This window comes from Rhodococcus sp. DN22 (assembly GCF_036669995.1).
Lineage (GTDB): Bacteria > Actinomycetota > Actinomycetes > Mycobacteriales > Mycobacteriaceae > Rhodococcus_F > Rhodococcus_F erythropolis.
Window position 1 is genome coordinate 5,432,484 of sequence record NZ_CP133326.1, and the last position, 18,810, is coordinate 5,451,293.

Here is an 18,810-nt window from a genome sequence, read left to right on the forward strand (position 1 = left end):
CTTCGACCTGCCCGAGATTTCATTCAGCGGAGAGAATCATCTCGCCGCGACTAGTCGGAAATCTTCTTGAAAAGCCTTGTCATGTAGAGATATTGCTCGCCATCGATCGTGAGATGAGCCATCTCACCCGAAGCGCTCTCGTTACTGATCGAGAACCGGGAGGCGGACAGAGGCACGACCTTGGTGGGCGGAGCCGGCGGCTCGCCGTCGATCTCGACCTTGGCGAAGTTCTGCACCTGGAATCCGCCGTCCTCGCCGCGCGTGAGTTCGATTCGCACGGTTGTCGATTCATAGGTTCCGAGAATGTGCGACAGGTCGATGTCTTCCGCATTCGGCTCGGACTTCGGCTCCGGCAGAACGAGATCGAGCTCCTGGGCGATCTCCTTCTCGATGTCGTGGGCCAGGGCGCCGCCGCCACGCGAGTTGGTCACCACGGCCATGGCGAGACCGAGCTCGGGGAAGGTGTGAAAACGAGTGATCTGGCCGATCGTCGCACCACCGTGCTGCGCGGACGTCACGCCACCCCAGTCGGACAGGATCCAGCCGAGACCCCAGGCCTGATCGACGCTCGAGACCGCGGTCAGGTCGAATTGCGGAGTGCGCATCAGGCGCGCGGATTCTTCGGACAGAATGCGTTCACCCGTCAATGCGAGTCCGTCACGCATGTGTGCAGCACCGAAGGTCAGGAGCGAGCTGACCGATCCGGTGATGATCCCGGCCGGACCGATACCGCGCGGAAGCAGCCACTGCTTGGTCGGAATCACCTTGTCCGGCGACGTCCGATCCGGGTTGGCCACGTGGCCGACGGCCGTGCGGAACAGCGGCGCGTCCTTGGCCTTGGTGATGATGTGCGTCAATCCGAGTGGCTTCCAGAGATATTCGACCAACGCCTCGTCCCACGTCATCTCACGAAGGACCTCGACGATGCGGCCGGCAACGGCAAAACCCGCGTTGCTGTAACTCAGATGCCCGCCGGGCTCGGTGACGCTGATCGCGGTCGCGAGTTCGTCTACGTACTTCTCGACGCAGTCGTCACCGTCACCGGTGTCGTTGAACAGGTCTCCGTCGATACCGCTTGTGTGCGTGAGCAACTGGCGGATCGTGATTTCCTTCGTGTTGGAAGGATCCGCGATCGTGAACTCCGGAAGCACCTCCACCACCAGGGTGTCCAGCGTCAGCTTGCCCTCGTCGACGAGCTGCATGATCAGCGTCGTCGTCCAGATCTTGCTCGCGGATCCGTACTGGAACAGGGTGTCTGCGTCGACGTCGACGCGCGTGTTCAGGCTCGTCACTCCGGTGGTGATGACACGGATGTCCGCCGCGCCGTCTTCGCCCAGCGCGATCACACCGACCTGCGCGCCCGGTACCGAATGCTTGGCTGCCAGTTCGTCGAGTCGTTCCTGCCACTTCGGGGCGACAAGTAGGTCCTTGGGCAAGTCGGTCACAGGTCGAACTCCTTCGATCATGGAAGCGAGCGGCGTAGACGGCGTTGCTGGGATCCGCTCAGGTCTCACTCGTCGGGAAGTGAGGTTGCGGAAGCAATAACCGTCCACCCATGATCTCAGTGTGCTCGCAGTCACGTCCTGGTCGATTGCACCGAAGTCGGCCCCGAAAATGGTGCAATCGGACGAGCGAGTGTTCAGGATTCGCCATTCGAAACGATCAGCGCTCGAAGGTTCCTTCCAAGCGATTGCGTGAACCCGGATGGATCAAGCGCGCCGCGCTGACCAATCCGTTAGCCGACCAGGTGCGGCGGCGAATCAGCAGGCACGGTTCCCCGCGATCGATGCGTAACAGCTCGCATTCGTCCGGGCTACCCAACACCGCTTCCACGACATGCTCGCCGCGAACCAGAGGCGCAACGTCACTCAAGTAGTTGTTGGGGGTGATCGCGGTGAAGTCCTGGCGCAGATAGTCGGGCGCCTCGTTCGGATTCACGAATCGGTCTTCCACCTGAATCGGAGTTTCGTCCTCGAAGTGCACCATCAGCGAATGGAACACCCGTTTGCCCACCGATTCACGAAGGAACGTCTGCCCGTGGTCGGTTTCTTCCTCACGAACGAAGACGACCTCGGTTCGATGACGGTGGCCGCGGCGCTGAATCTCGTCGGCGATGTTCTTGACTTCGAACAGCGGGGACGCGGTCTTCGTGGCGGCGACAAAAGTACCGACCCCCATCATCCGCACGATCAGACCGTCGCTGGTGAGTTCGCGAAGCGCTCGATTGATCGTCATTCGTGACAACCCCAGCGCACTGACCAGTTGATTCTCCGAAGGCAGCTGATCGCCTTCGGTCCACCGACCCGAGTTGATCTGCGAGACCACGAGGTTCTTGACCCGTTCGTAGGCAGGGGCGGACTCGCCGCCTGCCTCGTTGAACAGCACGGCGAGTTCTGCGTCCACTTCGGCAATCGCCATCGCCACCACCCGTTCGTCGAAAACCACCGAGTCGGTTCTCCCGTTCGGCCTCCGAAGTCTATCCGCCTCGTGCACCTTTCCGATCCATCCGCGAGCGTCCGCGCCGGACCTAACCCACCATGCGCCGCAATTGGCTCGTCGCAACCGAAAGCGCAGCAAGATCGTGTTGCCCGGACGCCTCGATCTCTGCGAGCGCGAGAGTGGACCTCTCGATTCTCGACGCATTCCTTTCTTCCCACCTCGAGAGTTTTTCCGCTGTCGTGTCACCCGCTTCCGCGTCGGCCAAGACGTCGAGGGTCAGGGCCCGCACCGTCGAGTACAACTCGTCCCGCAACGACAACCTCGCCAACGCGTTCCATTTTCCGTCCTTGCTCAATGCCGACACTCGATTGAGCATCGGGACGAGCCCAACATGCTCACCGAGCCGGAAATAGAGTTCGCCGGTCTCCGAGATCGTCCGATCGGCAAGGTCCGCGATCTCCACCACGTCGAGCAGTCCGAACTGATCGAGCAATATCTCCACTCGCCTGACCAGGTTCTCCGGCGCGCCCTTGTCCGTGATGAGGACCGTTCGCGCAGCCAGGTTCCGCTGATCTGCGCCTACCAGCCAGCCATCGAGCTCTGCCGACGCCTCCGCGAGGCGATCACCGAATCTGCTGATCTCGGCCCCGACGGCCAGCGGTTGCGGACGACGTGTCAGCATCCACCGTGACGCCCGGTCGAGCAGTCGCCTGGTGAGCAGGATCAACTCGTCGGATACGGCGGTCGAGATCGAGGCTTCGCTGATGTCGTGCCACAACTTCCACAGTCCGAACACCTCGGAAACCACGGTGAAGGCACGTACCGCGTCTTCCGGATCAGCGCCGACCTCTTCACCGAGCCGATATGCATAGGTGATGCCGCCCCGATCGATGACGTTGTTCGTCAGCACGGTCGCGACGATCTCGCGCCGCAGTGGGTGCCGGTCGAGGGCGTCGCCCCCTGCAACTCGAACGCCCTCCGGAAAGTAGTTCACCAGCGCCTTGCGGTAGATCTGGTTGTCGATCGAGCTTCCCGCCAACAGCGTGGATTTCAGATCGAGCTTGACGTGGGCCATCAGTGTGGCGAGTTCCGGCGACGTCAGCCCCGTTCCCGACTTCTCAGCCGCGGCGAACTGCTTCTTGGTCGGAAACCCTTCGATGACACGGTCGACGATCCCGCGCGATTCGAGGTTGGAAATCACTCTGCCGTGCACACCGATCATCGCCCCCGCATCCGCCCGCGTGGTACCCATCAGTTCGTTCTGCGAACGGTTGTCTGCGAGAACGAGTTCTGCGACCTGGTCGGTCAGCGATTCGAGTAGTGCGTCACGACGTGAGTCCGTGACGACGCCTGAGCTGATCAGGGAGTCGAGAAGGATTTTGATGTTCACCTCGTGGTCGGAACAATCGACTCCGGCCGAATTGTCGAGGGCGTCTGTGTTGATCCGTCCACCGCCGCGTGCGTATTCGATCCGTCCGGCCTGGGTGAGGCCGAGATTGCCTCCTTCACCGATCACTCGGGCACGCACTTCGTTGCCGTTCACCCGAACGGCGTCGTTGCTCTTGTCGCCGACTTCGAGGTCGGACTCACCGGAGGCCTTGACGTATGTTCCGATGCCGCCGTTCCACAACAGATCTGCCGGGGACCGCAAAATCGCCCGAACCAGTTGCGGTGGAGTCAGTTCGGTGACGTCGTCCTCGAGGCCCAGCGCCTCTCGTATCTCGTCACTGATCGGAACGCGCTTCGCCGAGCGTTCCCACACTCCGCCGCCGGCACTGATCAAGGTCGGGTCGTAGTCGGCCCACGAGGATCGGGGGAGCGCAAAGAGACGTGATCGCTCGTCGTACGAGCGCTCAGGCGACGGGTTCGGATCGACGAACACGTGCCGATGATCGAACGCCGCGATCAGGCGAATGTGCTTGCTGCACAACATACCGTTGCCGAAGACGTCGCCACTCATGTCTCCGATCCCCACCGCGGTGAAGTCATCGTGCTGGGTATCGACGCCGAGCTCACGGAAGTGCCGCTTGACACTTTCCCAGGCGCCCTTCGCCGTGATACCCATGGCTTTGTGGTCGTAGCCGACCGACCCGCCGGACGCGAAGGCGTCGCCGAGCCAGAATCCGTACTCCGCGGCAACCTCGTTCGCGATGTCGGAGAACTTCGCAGTTCCCTTGTCCGCGGCGACAACAAGATACGTGTCGTCTCCGTCGTGGCGAACGACCCGCCGCGCCGCGACAACGGCCCCGCTCTGCTTGTCGACGTTGTCGGTCAGATCGAGTAGTCCGCGAATGAAGGATCGGTAGCAATCGATCCCGGCCGCCAACGCAGCTTCTCGGTCTGCGTCTGCGCCCAGCCCTGGAACCGGTGGGCGTTTGACGACAAATCCGCCCTTCGCTCCGACAGGCACGATGACTGCGTTCTTGACTGCCTGCGCCTTCACCAATCCCAGTACCTCGGTGCGAAAGTCCTCTTTCCGATCCGACCAGCGCAAGCCGCCGCGAGCCACCGTACCGAAACGAAGGTGCACACCTGCTACATCGGGTGAGTACACGAATATCTCGAACTTCGGTCGAGGGAAAGGCAATACGGACAGCTTCTCCGAATCGAACTTCAACGAGAGCGCGCCGAGCGATTCAGTGGGATACACGAAATAGTTGGTACGCAACGTGTTACGGACCAGTTCGGACAACGCGCGCAGGATCCGATCGGCGTCGAGTCCTTGCACCTGCGCCACGGCCGTTTCCACGTCCGCTGCTGCACGTGCACCTCGATCTCCGTCGACGACGTCAGGATCGAAACGGCTCTCGAACAATTCGCACAATCTGCCGGCGATCTCGGGATGATCGGCAAGTACCTCGGCGACGCGACCGGTGCTGTAAGGAAATCCCGCTTGCTGCAAGAACTCCGCGTACGCCCGCAGCACCACTACCTGTTTCCAGCCGAGTCCCGCGATCGCGACCAATTCGTTGAACGAGTCCGGCTCGGCGTCACCGTTTCGAACCGCGGCAAACGTCGCCCCGAATCGCGCAGCAAAGTTGTCGAAGCCTTCGACCGGAGCACTCGGGTAGTAGAGCGTGAACTCGTAGATCCTGGACTGTTCGGTTCCCACCGGTGCGATCTCGTACGGACGTTCGTCGACCACTTCGACGCCCAGGCTCTGCAATACGGGCAGCACCTCGCCCAGAGAGAGCGGATCACCCGAGACGTACAGCCCGAGACGGTGAGTACCCGGTCCGTCGACAGATCGGGCCAACCGTGGACTTACTTCTCCGGGCGCGAGGCCCTCGAACACCGCCATGTCCTCGGCGGCTCGGACAGCGTCGAAATCCTGCTTGTATGCCGCCGGAACTCGCTCGGCGAACCGAGCACGCCTGCGCCGCTCGTCGTAGTGCGAAGCATCCAGAACGAATCGTTCGTCCCACGTCAGGCACGCGTCGACGACGAGGTCCCGAATCTCCCGTGCTTGTCGCGCCGACGCGAAGTTCGCGCCGCCGCCGACTGTGGCCGTGAAATGTACGACGGCCAAGGGGGATTCCGAGACTCGACTGGAGAACTCGATATTGTGAGCACCGAGTGCGTCGGCGAGTACCGACTCGGCCGTTGTTCTGATCGTCGTACTGAATTTCTCGCGCGGAACGAAGAGCAAAGCCGACAACTCTTGATCTCGCCCTGTGACCGGGGAACTTCCCACCGGTTGCAAGAACAGATGGATCGATGTGCGGCCGTCCACGGAAGTGAGTTCGTCCAGCGCGTCCGCGATTCGGGCCGGCTCGGCCGCCAGGAGCACTGTGACCGGAATCGACTGAATCACTGCCAGCATCGATTGTCCGACAAACGAATCGACGGTGGATCCTGAGGCCTCGAAGATGTCTGCGACGCGTCCTCGCACGAGCGGGGTTCGCCTGACGTCGGCGACGATACCGGTCGCGGTGAAGAACCCGACGAATCGGTACGCACGGTCGCCGACGGACACGTCGATCTCGGTGGCGTATTCGGATCCACCGAACCCTTGCCGGAGGTACACCACTGCAATCGCGAGGGGCGCCGCTTTCGAATCCGAAGAGCCGGTTGGATCGGGGAGCACGCCGATGGCGTACGGCTCGTCACTGTCGACAGTTCGCGCACCACCGATGACACTGAAGTTTCCGGCGCTGCACCACCGGAGAAAGTCAGCTTCTTCGGCGTAGCCGTTCGAGTCCAGTTGCTCGCGCGCCTCGTCGACGAGGTCCCGCAGGGGCACGGAATCGCGGAAGGCACGCGCGATACGGTCGAGGATTCCGGCGACGTCGTCCGCGATCACCTGCGCCTGCGCGTCCGAACAGTGTGCGGGTAGTCCTATGTGGATCCATGATTCGGTGCGCTCCCCGGCCCGGGCGTCTTCGGTGCTGTGCGCCGGTTGTACGGCTGTGCGAAGCACGGGGTGCACCACGAATTCAGGTTCCACGCGGGCACGGGCAAGTGTCGCCAAGACCGCTTCGACGAGCTGCGGCATGTCGTCGCCGACGTATTGAATCGCGGGGCCATCCCCTAACTCCCCGGCCGGCGCGAGTCGCGAGATCGACGAGTTGTGTCCTCGTCGACGCGAAAGGTCCATGTGCGCGGCGACAATCGCCAGCTTGCGGTCTTCGGCGAGCGCAGCGTATCGATCCGCCGACAAGCCCTCGAAATACGTACTGGACACCCTCCTCACATTCTCGGAGTCCGGTGTCGTGTCGACTGAAACGAGGCTCATGTCAGCACCTTCCGTCGAAAGCCACGCTGCTTCCGACTTGTAGTGGGTTCGATCCGCAATCAACTTGTCTATACAGGCTTAGACAAGTTGATCATTGCAGAACGTGAGCCGCGACACAACAACTTCACCCCTGGACAAATTCGCCACCCTCGGCCATAGTCAGTCCATGCCAACTAGTGGCAATTAGATTTCATTAGATGAAATTCGTAACTATTCCGCCTCGAAGGAGCCCCCGTGACTACCCAGACCGCGCCCGACACCGACAGCGTCGATCTCGCAGAGTTCCGCAGCACTGTCCGAGCCTTCGCCAACGCCGAGATCCACCCAGGAGCAGCCGCACGCGACGAGTCCAAGGAGTTCCCGGCGCAGCTGGTCAAGCGCCTCGGGCAGCAGGACCTCATGGGCATTTCCGTGCCCGAGGAATTCGGCGGGCTGGGTCTGTCGACACGAACCCAACTGGTCGCCATCGAAGAAGTTGCACGCACCGACGCCGCGCTGGCATCGATCTACACCGCCCACTACCTGGGCCTCGAGCCGATTCTCGTCGGCGGCTCCGAAGAGCAGAAGCATCGCTGGTTGCCCCAGCTCGCGTCGGGCGAACTACTGGCCGGCTTTGCACTCACAGAACCCGATGCCGGCTCCGACATCGCCTCGATGCGTACCGTCGCCCGACGCGAGGACGACGGCTGGCATCTCTCCGGATCGAAGACGTACATCTCCAACGCCAAGGAAGCCAACCTGGTCGTGCTCTTCGCCAAGACGGACCCGAGCGCAGGATTCCGAGGCATCACCGCCTTCGTCGTCCCCAAGGGAACTCCGGGAATCAGCTACTCGGAGCCGCAGGACAAGATGGGAATTCGTTCGGCCCCGACGTACACCGTCTACCTCGACGACGTCGTTCTGCCGCTCGACTCCGTGATCGGCACCGAAGGTCGCGGCGGCAACATTGCCTTGACCGCCCTGAACCGAGCACGCATCGACGTAGCGGCAATGGCAAACGGCATCGCTCTGCGCGCTTGGGAACTGGGACGCGAGTACGCAACGGAGCGAAAGCAGTTCGGCACGCCGATCTTCGACTTCCAGGCAATCCAGCTACTCCTCGGTGGCTGCGACGCGCAACTTGTCGCATCACGCGTCACCGCAGACTGGGCCGCCGACGTCAAGGACGCCGGTCAGGACATCCGCCGCGCCGCATCGATTTCGAAGTACGTCGCCACCGAAGCCTGCTTCTCGATCGTCGATCAAACCGTACAGATCCACGGTGGCGCAGGTTTCATGCGCGAATCGGAAATCGAACGCCTGTACCGCGATTGCCGCATTCTCCGCATCTTCGAGGGCACCTCGCAGATCCAGTTGCTCACCATTGCCGGCAATGCTCCGTCGCCGCGTTCCACCGAGTTCTGAAAGGCGCGGACATGACTGCACTTCCCCCACTCGACGGCATCCGGGTCATCGACCTCTCGCGCGTCCTTGCCGGACCCTACTGCACCGCACTGCTTTCCGACGCCGGTGCGGACGTCGTCAAGATCGAATCCGAACACGGTGAAGACTCTCGGCACCTCGGCCCGTTCCGCGACGGCGAGAGCATCTACTTCAACGTGCTCAATCGTGGCAAGCGTTCGGTGGCACTCAACCTCAAGAACGACGAGGACCGTGAGGCGCTGCTGACGCTCATCGAGACCGCCGACGTCGTCGTCGAAAACTTTCGCCCCGGCGTCACCAAGCGCCTGGGAATCGACTACGAGGCTGCGCGGGCTCGCAATCCGCGCATCGTGTACGCGTCCATCTCCGGTTTCGGACAGGACGGGCCCATGTCCGGAGCCGCCGCCTACGACCTTGTAGTCCAGGCTCTTTCGGGAATCATGAGCATCACCGGTTCGGAGGAATCCGGGCCGACACGGTTGGGTGAGTCGTTCGGAGACCTGGTCGCCGGGCTGTTCGCCGCCTGGGGAATCAGTACCGCCCTGCTGAGTGCACGGGCGAGCGGACTCGGGCAGCACCTTGATGTCGCGATGTTCGACAGCATGCTCGCCATGCTGCCGACAGCACACAGCCAACTGCAATCCACCGGGCTCACTCCCCCACGCGTCGGCAACCGTCATCCGGTGTCAACACCGTTCGACACCTACAAGGCCGACGACGGACTCTTCGTCCTCGCAGTTGCGAGCCAGTCGGGTTTCGAGAAGCTGGCGCAGACGATGAATCGCGTCGACCTGATCGCAGATCCCCGATTTGCCGACGACACCGCCCGGACCGAGAACGAACCGGCACTGCGCAAGGAGATCGAAAACTGGGCTGCCGGAAAGACCGTCGCCGACGTGGTCGGTATTCTCGGCGACGCGGGCCTCGCCGGCTCGGAAATCTGGGACGTCCAGCAGGCACTCACCTCCGCGCAGGCCGAGTATCGCGGAGTCGTCGAATCGTTCGAGCACCCGGTAGCAGGAAAAATCTCCTACGTACGACAACCCGTCGTGTTCGGTGATAGCCGACGCCCCGATGTCCGCCGCAGTCCCCTGCTGGACGAGCACCACGGTGAGGTACTGCCGGGCTCGCGATAGATTCAGCGCAGACATCCCTCGGCACTTGGAGTAGGACATGGCCCCCGGCGACGTGACCCGCAGCGCGAATCGCACGTTCGAACTTCTCGGTGCGATCGTCGAGCACGGCGGGTTGACGCTCGGCGACGCCGCCAAGGCAACCGATCTGGCAACCAGTACCGCGCTTCGCCTGATCAGAAGCCTCGAACAAACCGAGTTCGTCGTCCGCGGCGAGGACAACGTCTATCGCGTCGGCCCGCGGCTACTACAGATCGGGGCTCGCGCACTCGGTGACAATCAACTGTTGCCGAGAGCGCGGCCCGCGATGAAGGCCATCGCCGAAACCACGAGAGAGTCGACCTACCTGTCGACGAAGGGACCGAAAGACACTGCGCTGTATCTCGATCAGATCGAGGGCACGCACGCGATCCGCCACATGGGGTGGGTGGGCCAGAGCGTTCCCCTGGACGGCACCGCCGTCGGCGCAGCGTTGAGCGGCAAGGTAGGCGAGAGCGGGTACGCCATTGCGCACGACACCATCGAGGATCACTCGACCGGAGTTGCCGCGCCGATCTACAACGCGGTCGGTCAGATAGCCGGAGCGCTCAGCGTCGTGGGCCCGACCTTCCGTCTGACGGACGAGGTCTGCGCCAGCCACGGCCGCGTCTTGGTGGAGCACTGCGCCCGGTTGTCCGCGGAACTCGGCAACCAGACTCCCTGACCACCCCGAGCACTTGGCGATTCAGTCTCGTATCCGAGACAATGTGGGTCCCCGCTCCCACCTCAGCCCTACCCGTAAGGACACACCCCATATGACGACGAGCCGCGTGAAATCTGCTGAGCGCGTGCTCGACGTGCTCGATCTCCTGGCCCGCCGGGGTGTGCCGCTGGCGACGGCAGAAATCTCCAGCGCCCTCGAGCTGCCGAAGAGTACGACGCATCACCTCCTCAATGTCATGCGGGATCGACGGTTCGTCTCGTACTGGGCTGATCAACGCGCCTGGACCCTGGGTGTCTCGGCGTTCGAAGTCGGTGCGTCGTACATGCGGTCCGGCCCACTTCACCGTGAGGGCCAACGATTCATGCTGGCACTCACTCAGTCGACCGACGAGACCTCCCATCTGGCGGTACTTCAGGGTTCTGACGTCATCTACCTCGACAAACGTGAACCTCTGAAGCCCGGCGTTCGGTTGGTGACCGAGATCGGGACCCGCCTTCCGGCGCATCTCACCGCAGTCGGGCGGGCGATTCTGAGCCGTCTGGATGCGGAACAGATCAGCGCGCTCTACGAGGGGTACACCTGGCCGACGCGGACCGGAACGGGTCCGTCGACGCTCGCCGAACTGCGAGAACTGCTCGCCGCAGCACGTGAGAGCGGATATGCGGTCGAAGAGAATGCGACGACATCCGGGATCAACTGCATCGCCAGCCCCGTGATCACACGGGACGGTCGTCCGGTCGCAGCTCTCGGCGTCACCTTCCTCTCCGGCTCCAAATCGGCCGAGGAGAGTGCCCTGATCGCCGACCGAGTGCGCGCCGTCAGCGCCGAGTTCTCCGCCGATCTCGGAGATCGAATGGTGGAGACCCCGACCGCAGACATGTAGCCAATTCCTCCGTTCCGTACTTTGCGGGCCTTGTTTTCGTCTCATATTCAAGACTAGAGTCTCGTATACAAGACTTTGTTAGATAGCCACGCATCATCATTGGAGTCCCATGAACGCCACCCCTGCCACCCAGACAGCCACCCGAACCATCGAGGTCGGAATCGGCGCTGTCACCATCGCCGACGTCGTCGACGTCGCGCGCAACGGATACGGCGTTGCATTGACCGCGGAATCACTGGCCGCGATCGCCGAAAGTCGTGCACGCATCGAAGCGCTGGCCGCAGACCCCACACCGGTCTACGGAGTTTCCACCGGATTCGGCGCACTTGCCACCCGGCACATTCCGGCGCATCTGCGGACACAGTTGCAGCGCAGCCTGATCCGCTCACATGCGGCAGGTTCGGGACCGGAAGTCGAACGCGAAGTGATCCGGGCCTTGATGCTTCTGCGTCTGTCGACGCTCGCCACCGGGCGGACCGGAGTGCGCCCTGTAGTCGCACAGGCGTACGCCGACCTACTCACCGCAGGCATCACCCCGGTGGTGCACGAATACGGCAGCCTCGGATGCTCGGGAGATCTGGCACCACTGGCGCATGTGGCGATGGCAATCATCGGTGAAGGTTCCGTCCGCACCGCCGACGGTGAACTCACCGATGCGGCAACGGCATTGGCTGCCCATGGCCTCGAACCGGTGGTTCTGGCCGAGAAGGAAGGCCTCGCACTGATCAACGGTACCGACGGGATGCTCGGCCAACTGGCCCTTGCGATCACCGATCTCGATCATCTGCTCAAGTTGGCCGACATCGCTGCCGCTATGAGCGTCGAGGGCTTGCTCGGCACAGATCAAGTGTTCGCCGCCGATCTTCAGGCGCTTCGCCCCCACCCCGGACAGGGCGCGGCCGCCTCGAACATGGTGCGCTTGCTTGCCGACTCCCCGATCGTCGCCAGCCACGCGGGCCCTGACTGCACCAGAGTTCAGGACGCGTACTCACTGCGGTGCGCACCGCAGGTCGCCGGCGGCGCACGCGACACCGTCGATCACGCCCGCCTCGTCGCCGGGCGCGAATTGGCCAGTGCTGTCGACAATCCCGTCGTCACTCTCGACGGACGGGTTCGATCCAACGGTAACTTCCACGGAGCTCCCGTGGCTTACGTCTTGGACTTCCTCGCCATCGTGACCGCGGATGTCGCGGGTATCAGCGAACGCCGCACCGATCGCTTCCTCGACGTAGCACGCAATCACGGTCTGACCCCCTTCCTCGCCGATGACCCCGGTGTCGACAGCGGACTGATGATCGCGCAGTACACACAAGCTGCCATCGTGTCCGAACTCAAGCGACTCGCGAGCCCGGCCAGTGTCGATTCGATTCCCTCCTCGGCCATGCAGGAAGATCACGTCTCCATGGGATGGTCGGGTGCACGCAAGCTCCGCCGGTCCATCGACGGTCTCACCCGAGTTCTCGCGATCGAGATACTGACTGCAGCACGAGGAATCGATTTGCGCTCCCCACTCGAGCCCTCCCCCGCCACCGGAGCCGTCCTTCGGACCCTGCGCGAGAAGGTGCAGGGGCCGGGTACCGATCGCTTCCTGTCCCCCGAGATCGAGGCCGCGGTGGACTTGGCGGCATCGGGTGCACTTGTTGCGGCCGCGGAGAACGCGATCGGCGCCCTGGCATGAGCGCGCCCGGTGCGCTGAGGCCTCGCCCCCGACCCGAAATCGAAGCACTCCCTCGATACTCCAAAGCCGCCGGCCTCGAGCAGGTTCGGTGGCGGGCGTCGAGCAACGAGTCGACGGTTGCACCCTCGGCGGCCATTCTCGAGGCCGTCAATCTCGCGGCCTCACACTCGCACTTGTATCCGTCGCTGTTCGGCGACACGCTGATCGCTCGGTTGAGCGGCCGCCTGGGCGTCGGCGACGACCAGGTATTGGTCGGCGCCGGTTCGTTGGCACTGCTCCAGCAGGTATTGACTGCGTACACGGGTCCGGGCACCGAGGTCGTCTACCCGTGGCGCAGCTACGAGGCGTACCCGATACTGATCGGAATCGCCGGGGCGAGCGGTGTCCCCGTCGCACTCGATTCCGAACATCGGCACGATCTGAGTGCAATGGCGGCGGCGGTGACCCCGCAAACCCGCGCGGTACTCGTCTGCAACCCCAATAATCCGACCGGTAGCGAGTTCTCGACCGCCGAGTTCGTCGCGTTCGCCCGTGCAATCCCGAGCGACGTCCTCATCCTCCTGGACGAGGCCTACCGGGAGTTCGCGACCAGCGACGTCGACGGCGTCGACCTGCTTCGAGCCTTTCCCAACATCGTCGTCTTCCGAACCTTCTCCAAGGCTTACGGATTGGCCGGACTTCGTGCCGGCTATGCCGTCACCAACTCGGCGATCGCAGCGGATCTTCGCAGCGCTGCACCGCCCTTCGGGCTCAGCGCCGTTGCCGAGGCCGCAGCCTGCGCGGCCCTGACCGATCCGGCACACACCGATTCGATAGTCGAAACGGTGACCGCGGGTCGCTCTCACCTACGTGAGCAATTGGCTCTGCGCGGCGTCGAGACGGTCCCGAGCGGTGCCAACTTCGTGTGGATTCCTCTCGGCAAGAGAGCTTCTGCACTCGAAGCGGCCTGCGTCGCGCAGGGTGTCTCGGTCCGGATGTTCCCCGGCGAGGGTGTGCGGGTGACCGTAGGTGAGCGGGCAGCAGAAGACGCCGTGATCGCCGCTGTGGATGCACTCGCACACAACCTTTGACCGACTGGAGAAAAGAATGTCCGTCCACGAACTTGCTCGGTCGATCGGTTCGAGTCGCCTGATCACCGACCCTGCGGTAATGGACTCGTACCGCCGTGACGAGGCCCATCTCGCCGAATCCGGCCATCCGGCGGCCGTCATGCTCGCCGAAACTGCGGCCGACATTTCCGAGGCGCTGAAATGGGCTACTGCTCACCGTGTCCCGGTGGTAACCCGCGGTGCGGGAACCGGTTTGGCGGGCGGCGGGGCAGCCGTCGAGGGCTGCCTGGTCATCTCGACCACTCGCATGCGCTCGATTCTCGAGGTCAATCCGGACGATCAACTCGCTGTCGTGGAAGCCGGGGTGATCAACGCCGACATCAGTCGAGCAGCAGACGAGTACGGGCTGATGTACGCCCCTGATCCGAGCAGTTTCGAGATCTCCACGATCGGCGGAAACATCGCCACTAACGCCGGTGGACTGCGTTGCGTGAAGTACGGCGTCACCCGCGATTCAGTCCTGGGTCTCGAGGTTGTGCTCGCCGACGGTCGGATCGTGCGGACAGGCCGAAGGACCGTCAAAGGTGTTGCGGGATACGACTTGACCAGTCTTCTCGTCGGTTCGGAAGGAACACTCGGAGTCGTCACGAGTGCCACGCTGAAGTTGCAGCCCAAGCCCAAGAGAGCACCGGTCACCGTCGTCGGCAGTTTCGATTCTCTCCGCTCCGCAGCGGACGCAGTTGCCGCGGTCGTTCGCGACGGGATCGGACCGAGCCTGCTGGAGCTGATCGATCGAGCAACGCTGCGCGCAGTCGACGACTGGAAACGAATCGGGTTGGAAGACAACACCGCCGCGATGCTGATCGCACAGGCCGACGGGGTCGATGCCGACGCAGCAGCCGCGGCGATGCAGAAACACTTCGAGAGGGCGGGCGCCGATTTTGTCGCCGTCTCGCAGGACGCGACAGAAGCCGCACAGCTACTCGAGATTCGCCGACTCGCCTATCCGGCTTCCGAACGACTCGGGCAATGTCTCGTGGAAGACGTCGGGGTCCCGCGGTCGAAACTGCCCGACATGCTCGAGAGTATCGACCGAGCGGCCGCCGAGTACATGGTCAAGATCATGACTGTCGCGCATGCTGGTGACGGCAACGTCCATCCGACCTTCGTCTTCGACCGCACTGCCGACGGCTCGGTCCCCGAAGCCGTGTGGACCGCCGCGGACGAGGTCTTCCGGCGTGCTCTCGAACTCGGCGGAACTCTGACCGGAGAGCACGGCGTCGGCGTTCTGAAGCGTCGCTGGCTCTCTCTCGAGCTCGGCGAGGACAGCATGCAACTGCACCGATCGATCAAGGCTGCCTTCGACCCGCTCGGAATCCTCAACCCGGGTAAGGGTTTCTGATTTCTCGCGTGGTGTTACACAGCATTTACGCGAAAACGGGTCCCGGGTATTGACGCCTGTATATACAGGCATATACATTTATCCGCAGTGACAGTGACCCAGCGCACAAAGCACAAGGCGCAAAGCACCAAGCACGAAGAAGGTGGGCAATACCCCCGACGTCGATTCCGTCGCTCGACGGGCTCGCAGCAGAAAGACAGGCCTATGACTCACGATGGACCGGCCGAGGTCATCCTCACTCCGGAACGACGCACTATCGACGTCGTCCCGGATGCAGAACGACACGGCACCCCGCGCAGCCAGTTCACTCTCTGGTTCGGCGCCAACATGCAGATCACTGCAATCGTCGACGGCGCTCTCGCCGTCGTATTCGGCGCGGACGCCATCTGGGCGATCGTCGGACTTCTGATCGGCAACATCTTCGGTGGCGCTGTCATGGCGCTTCACTCCGCACAGGGCCCGCGTATGGGTCTCCCCCAGATGATCTCGAGTCGCGCCCAGTTCGGCGTCAAGGGAGCAGTCGTACCGCTTGTTCTCGTCATCCTGATGTACCTCGGCTTCGCTGCCACCGGCACCGTGTTGGCCGGACAGGCCGTCAACAAGATCCTGCACATCGACAGCCCCACCGTCGGCATCGTCGTCTTCGGTCTCCTCACCGCATTCGTCGCGGTCACCGGCTACAAGCTGATCCACATCGTCGGCAGGATCGCCACCGTCGTGGGCATCGTCGGATTCTCCTACCTGGCCGTTCGACTGTTCCTCGAGTACGACGTCGCCTCGTACGTCGGCATCAAGGGCTTCGACATAGTCACCTTCCTGCTCGCGATCTCGCTGGGTGCCGGTTGGCAGCTCACCTTCGGCCCGTACGTCGCCGACTACTCGCGTTACCTGCCGCGCAGCACTTCCGAGAGCACCACGTTCTGGTCGACGTTCCTCGGTAGTGTCATCGGATCGCAGTGGTCCATGACCTTCGGCGCTCTCGTCGCGGCCTGCGCCGGCGACGCGTTCCTGGGTAACCAGGTCGGCTTCATGGGAGATCTGGCCGGACCCGCTGCCATCGCCTTCCTGATCTACTTCGTCATCCTGGTCGGCAAGCTGACGGTGAACGTGCTCAACGCCTACGGCGGATTCATGTCGATCCTGACCACCGTCACCGCCTTCAACGGACAGTCGCGAATCTCGAGCACCGCGCGCACCCTCTACATCCTCGGTTTCACTGCGGTCTCGGTCTTGATCGCCATCGCCGCCAGCGCCGACTTCCTGGACAACTTCAAGAACTTCGTCCTGGTGTTGCTGATGGTGTTCACGCCGTGGAGTGCGATCAATCTGATCGACTACTACCTGATCTCCAAGGAACGCATCGACATTCCGGCGCTGTACGACGTCAACGGTCGATACGGAGCATGGAACTTCACCGCATTGGCTTGCTACGCCGCCGGCGTTCTCGCCCAGATCCCGTTCCTCGCCCAGAAGATGTACACCGGCCCCGTCACGGACATGCTCGGCGGCGCCGACATCTCGTGGCTGGTCGGCATCGTGTTCACCGGGCTGATCTATTACCCACTCGCCAAGCGCACCAGCAATCCACCCTCGTCGATGATCTACCCCGATCACACCGCGATGACCGACTCTCGCGTCTGATCCCCCAACGTCTTTCGAACTTCAGCAAGCTAGGAGAACACAATGGAAATCAGCACCCCCGGCCACGAGCCGCGCCCCGTCCGCGCTCCCCGCGGCCCCGAGCTCACGACGCTCGGTTGGCAGCAGGAGGGTGCCCTGCGCATGCTCATGAACAACCTCGACCCCGATGTTGCCGAGCACCCGGACAGCCTCGTCGTCTACGGCGGAACCGGTCGCGCAGCGCGTAGTTGGGCTGCCTTCGACGCCATGGTCGCCACGCTGAAGACCCTGAAGAACGACGAGACCATGCTGGTGCAGTCCGGCAAGCCGGTCGGTGTCTTCCGCACCAACGAGTGGGCACCGCGAGTGCTGATCGCCAACTCCAACCTGGTCGGTGACTGGGCGAACTGGGAAGAGTTCCGCCGTCTCGAAGACCTCGGCCTGACCATGTACGGCCAGATGACCGCAGGCTCCTGGATTTACATCGGCACCCAGGGAATCCTGCAGGGTACGTACGAGACCTTCGGCGCCATCGCGAAGAAGCGCTACAACGGCTCACTCGCCGGAACGATCACCCTCACTGCGGGTCTCGGCGGCATGGGCGGCGCTCAGCCTCTCGCCGTCACTATGAACGACGGCGTCGCGATCTGCGTCGACTGCGACATCACCCGCATCGACCGTCGTATCGCCCACAAGTACCTCGACACCAAGGCAGACAGCATCGAGCACGCGCTCGAACTGGCGACCGCGGCACGCGATGCCAAGAAGCCGCTCTCCATCGGCCTCGAAGGCAATGCGGCAGAGATCTTCCCGGCGCTGCTGGAGATGAAGGCCCCCATCGACATCGTGACCGACCAGACCTCGGCGCACGATCCCCTCGCCTACCTGCCGATCGGCATCGACTTCGGCGACATGAAGACCATGTCGGAGAAGGATCCGCAGAAGTTCACCGAAGATTCCCGCAACGCGATGGCCGCACACGTCAAGGCCATGGTCGGATTCATGGACGCCGGCGCCGAGGTATTCGACTACGGCAACTCCATCCGCGACGAGGCCCGCAAGGCCGGCTACGACCGTGCATTCGACTTCCCCGGATTCGTTCCCGCCTACATCCGTCCGCTCTTCGAAGAAGGCCTCGGCCCCTTCCGCTGGGCAGCGCTCTCGGGTGATCCCAAGGACATCGAGGCCACCGACAAGGCCATCCTCGAACTCTTCCCCGAGAACGAGCACCTGCGCCGCTGGATCACCATGGCCGGCGAAAAGGTTGCCTTCGAAGGCCTTCCGGCTCGCATCTGCTGGCTCGGATACGGTGAGCGCCACCTCGCCGGCCTCAAGTTCAACGAGATGGTGGCCTCGGGCGAGCTCTCCGCACCGATCGCCATCGGCCGCGATCACCTCGACTCCGGATCGGTCGCCTCGCCGTACCGCGAAACCGAATCGATGATCGACGGGTCCGACGCGATCGCCGACTGGCCGCTGCTCAACGCCCTGGTCAACACCGCGTCCGGCGCTTCGTGGGTTTCACTCCACCAAGGCGGCGGCGTCGGGATGGGGCGCTCCATCCACGCGGGACAGGTGTGCATCGCCGACGGCACCGAACTCGCAGCCAAGAAGCTCGAAGCAGTTCTCACCAACGATCCCGGGATGGGTGTCATCCGGCATGCGGATGCAGGATACGACCACGCCATCGACACGGCAGCCACCCGCGGCGTCCGCATCCCGATGACCGAGAACTGAAACAGCCCC

Annotated in this window: 12 protein-coding genes; 9 read left to right on the plus strand and 3 right to left on the minus strand. The window is 63.1% G+C overall.

The features are described from left to right. Positions 1 to 50: 50 nt before the first annotated feature. From RA302_RS24915 to RA302_RS24925, 3 genes are all read right to left on the minus strand, one after another. Complete coding sequence (locus RA302_RS24915) at positions 51 to 1,445, minus strand: serine hydrolase domain-containing protein (protein WP_230587599.1); 1,395 nt, start codon at positions 1,443 to 1,445, stop codon at positions 51 to 53. Positions 1,446 to 1,662: 217 nt separating this feature from the next. Continuing rightward, a complete protein-coding gene (gene hutC, locus RA302_RS24920) occupies positions 1,663 to 2,418 on the minus strand; it encodes a histidine utilization repressor (RefSeq protein WP_024487384.1) in 756 nt (251 codons plus the stop codon). Between the two features lie 109 nt (positions 2,419 to 2,527). Next, positions 2,528 to 7,174 carry an NAD-glutamate dehydrogenase domain-containing protein gene (locus RA302_RS24925; RefSeq protein WP_230587598.1) on the minus strand — a complete coding sequence of 1,549 codons (4,647 nt, stop codon included), beginning with the start codon at positions 7,172 to 7,174 and terminating at the stop codon, positions 2,528 to 2,530. A 234-nt stretch (positions 7,175 to 7,408) separates the two neighbouring features. Between RA302_RS24925 and RA302_RS24930 the strand changes: the two genes are divergently transcribed. The 9 genes from RA302_RS24930 (at position 7,409) to hutU (ending at position 18,801) form a co-directional block, all read left to right on the plus strand. Continuing rightward, complete coding sequence (locus tag RA302_RS24930; RefSeq protein WP_030536971.1) at positions 7,409 to 8,578, plus strand: acyl-CoA dehydrogenase family protein; 1,170 nt, start codon at positions 7,409 to 7,411, stop codon at positions 8,576 to 8,578. Positions 8,579 to 8,589: 11 nt separating this feature from the next. Further along, a complete protein-coding gene (locus RA302_RS24935; protein WP_003940060.1) occupies positions 8,590 to 9,732 on the plus strand; it encodes a CoA transferase in 1,143 nt (380 codons plus the stop codon). 37 nt (positions 9,733 to 9,769) lie between these two features. Continuing rightward, on the plus strand, positions 9,770 to 10,432 hold the full coding sequence (locus tag RA302_RS24940; protein ID WP_030536970.1) for an IclR family transcriptional regulator: 663 nt from the start codon (positions 9,770 to 9,772) through the stop codon (positions 10,430 to 10,432). Between the two features lie 91 nt (positions 10,433 to 10,523). Further along, positions 10,524 to 11,315: an IclR family transcriptional regulator gene (locus RA302_RS24945; RefSeq protein WP_007732728.1), complete on the plus strand. Its 792-nt coding sequence runs from the start codon at positions 10,524 to 10,526 to the stop codon at positions 11,313 to 11,315. Between the two features lie 109 nt (positions 11,316 to 11,424). Then, complete coding sequence (gene hutH / locus RA302_RS24950; RefSeq protein ID WP_007732730.1) at positions 11,425 to 12,993, plus strand: histidine ammonia-lyase; 1,569 nt, start codon at positions 11,425 to 11,427, stop codon at positions 12,991 to 12,993. Then, entirely contained in the window at positions 12,990 to 14,063 is a 1,074-nt protein-coding gene (locus RA302_RS24955; protein WP_030536969.1) for a histidinol-phosphate transaminase, read from the plus strand. The genes hutH and RA302_RS24955 overlap by 4 nt, the downstream gene beginning before the upstream one ends. 16 nt (positions 14,064 to 14,079) lie before the next feature. Then, entirely contained in the window at positions 14,080 to 15,444 is a 1,365-nt protein-coding gene (locus RA302_RS24960; protein WP_030536968.1) for an FAD-linked oxidase C-terminal domain-containing protein, read from the plus strand. A 204-nt stretch (positions 15,445 to 15,648) separates the two neighbouring features. After that, on the plus strand, positions 15,649 to 17,085 hold the full coding sequence (locus RA302_RS24965; protein ID WP_003940251.1) for a cytosine permease: 1,437 nt from the start codon (positions 15,649 to 15,651) through the stop codon (positions 17,083 to 17,085). Between the two features lie 42 nt (positions 17,086 to 17,127). After that, positions 17,128 to 18,801, plus strand: coding sequence for a urocanate hydratase (hutU, locus tag RA302_RS24970; RefSeq protein ID WP_007732742.1), 1,674 nt, complete (start codon positions 17,128 to 17,130; stop codon positions 18,799 to 18,801). Positions 18,802 to 18,810 lie beyond the last annotated feature (9 nt).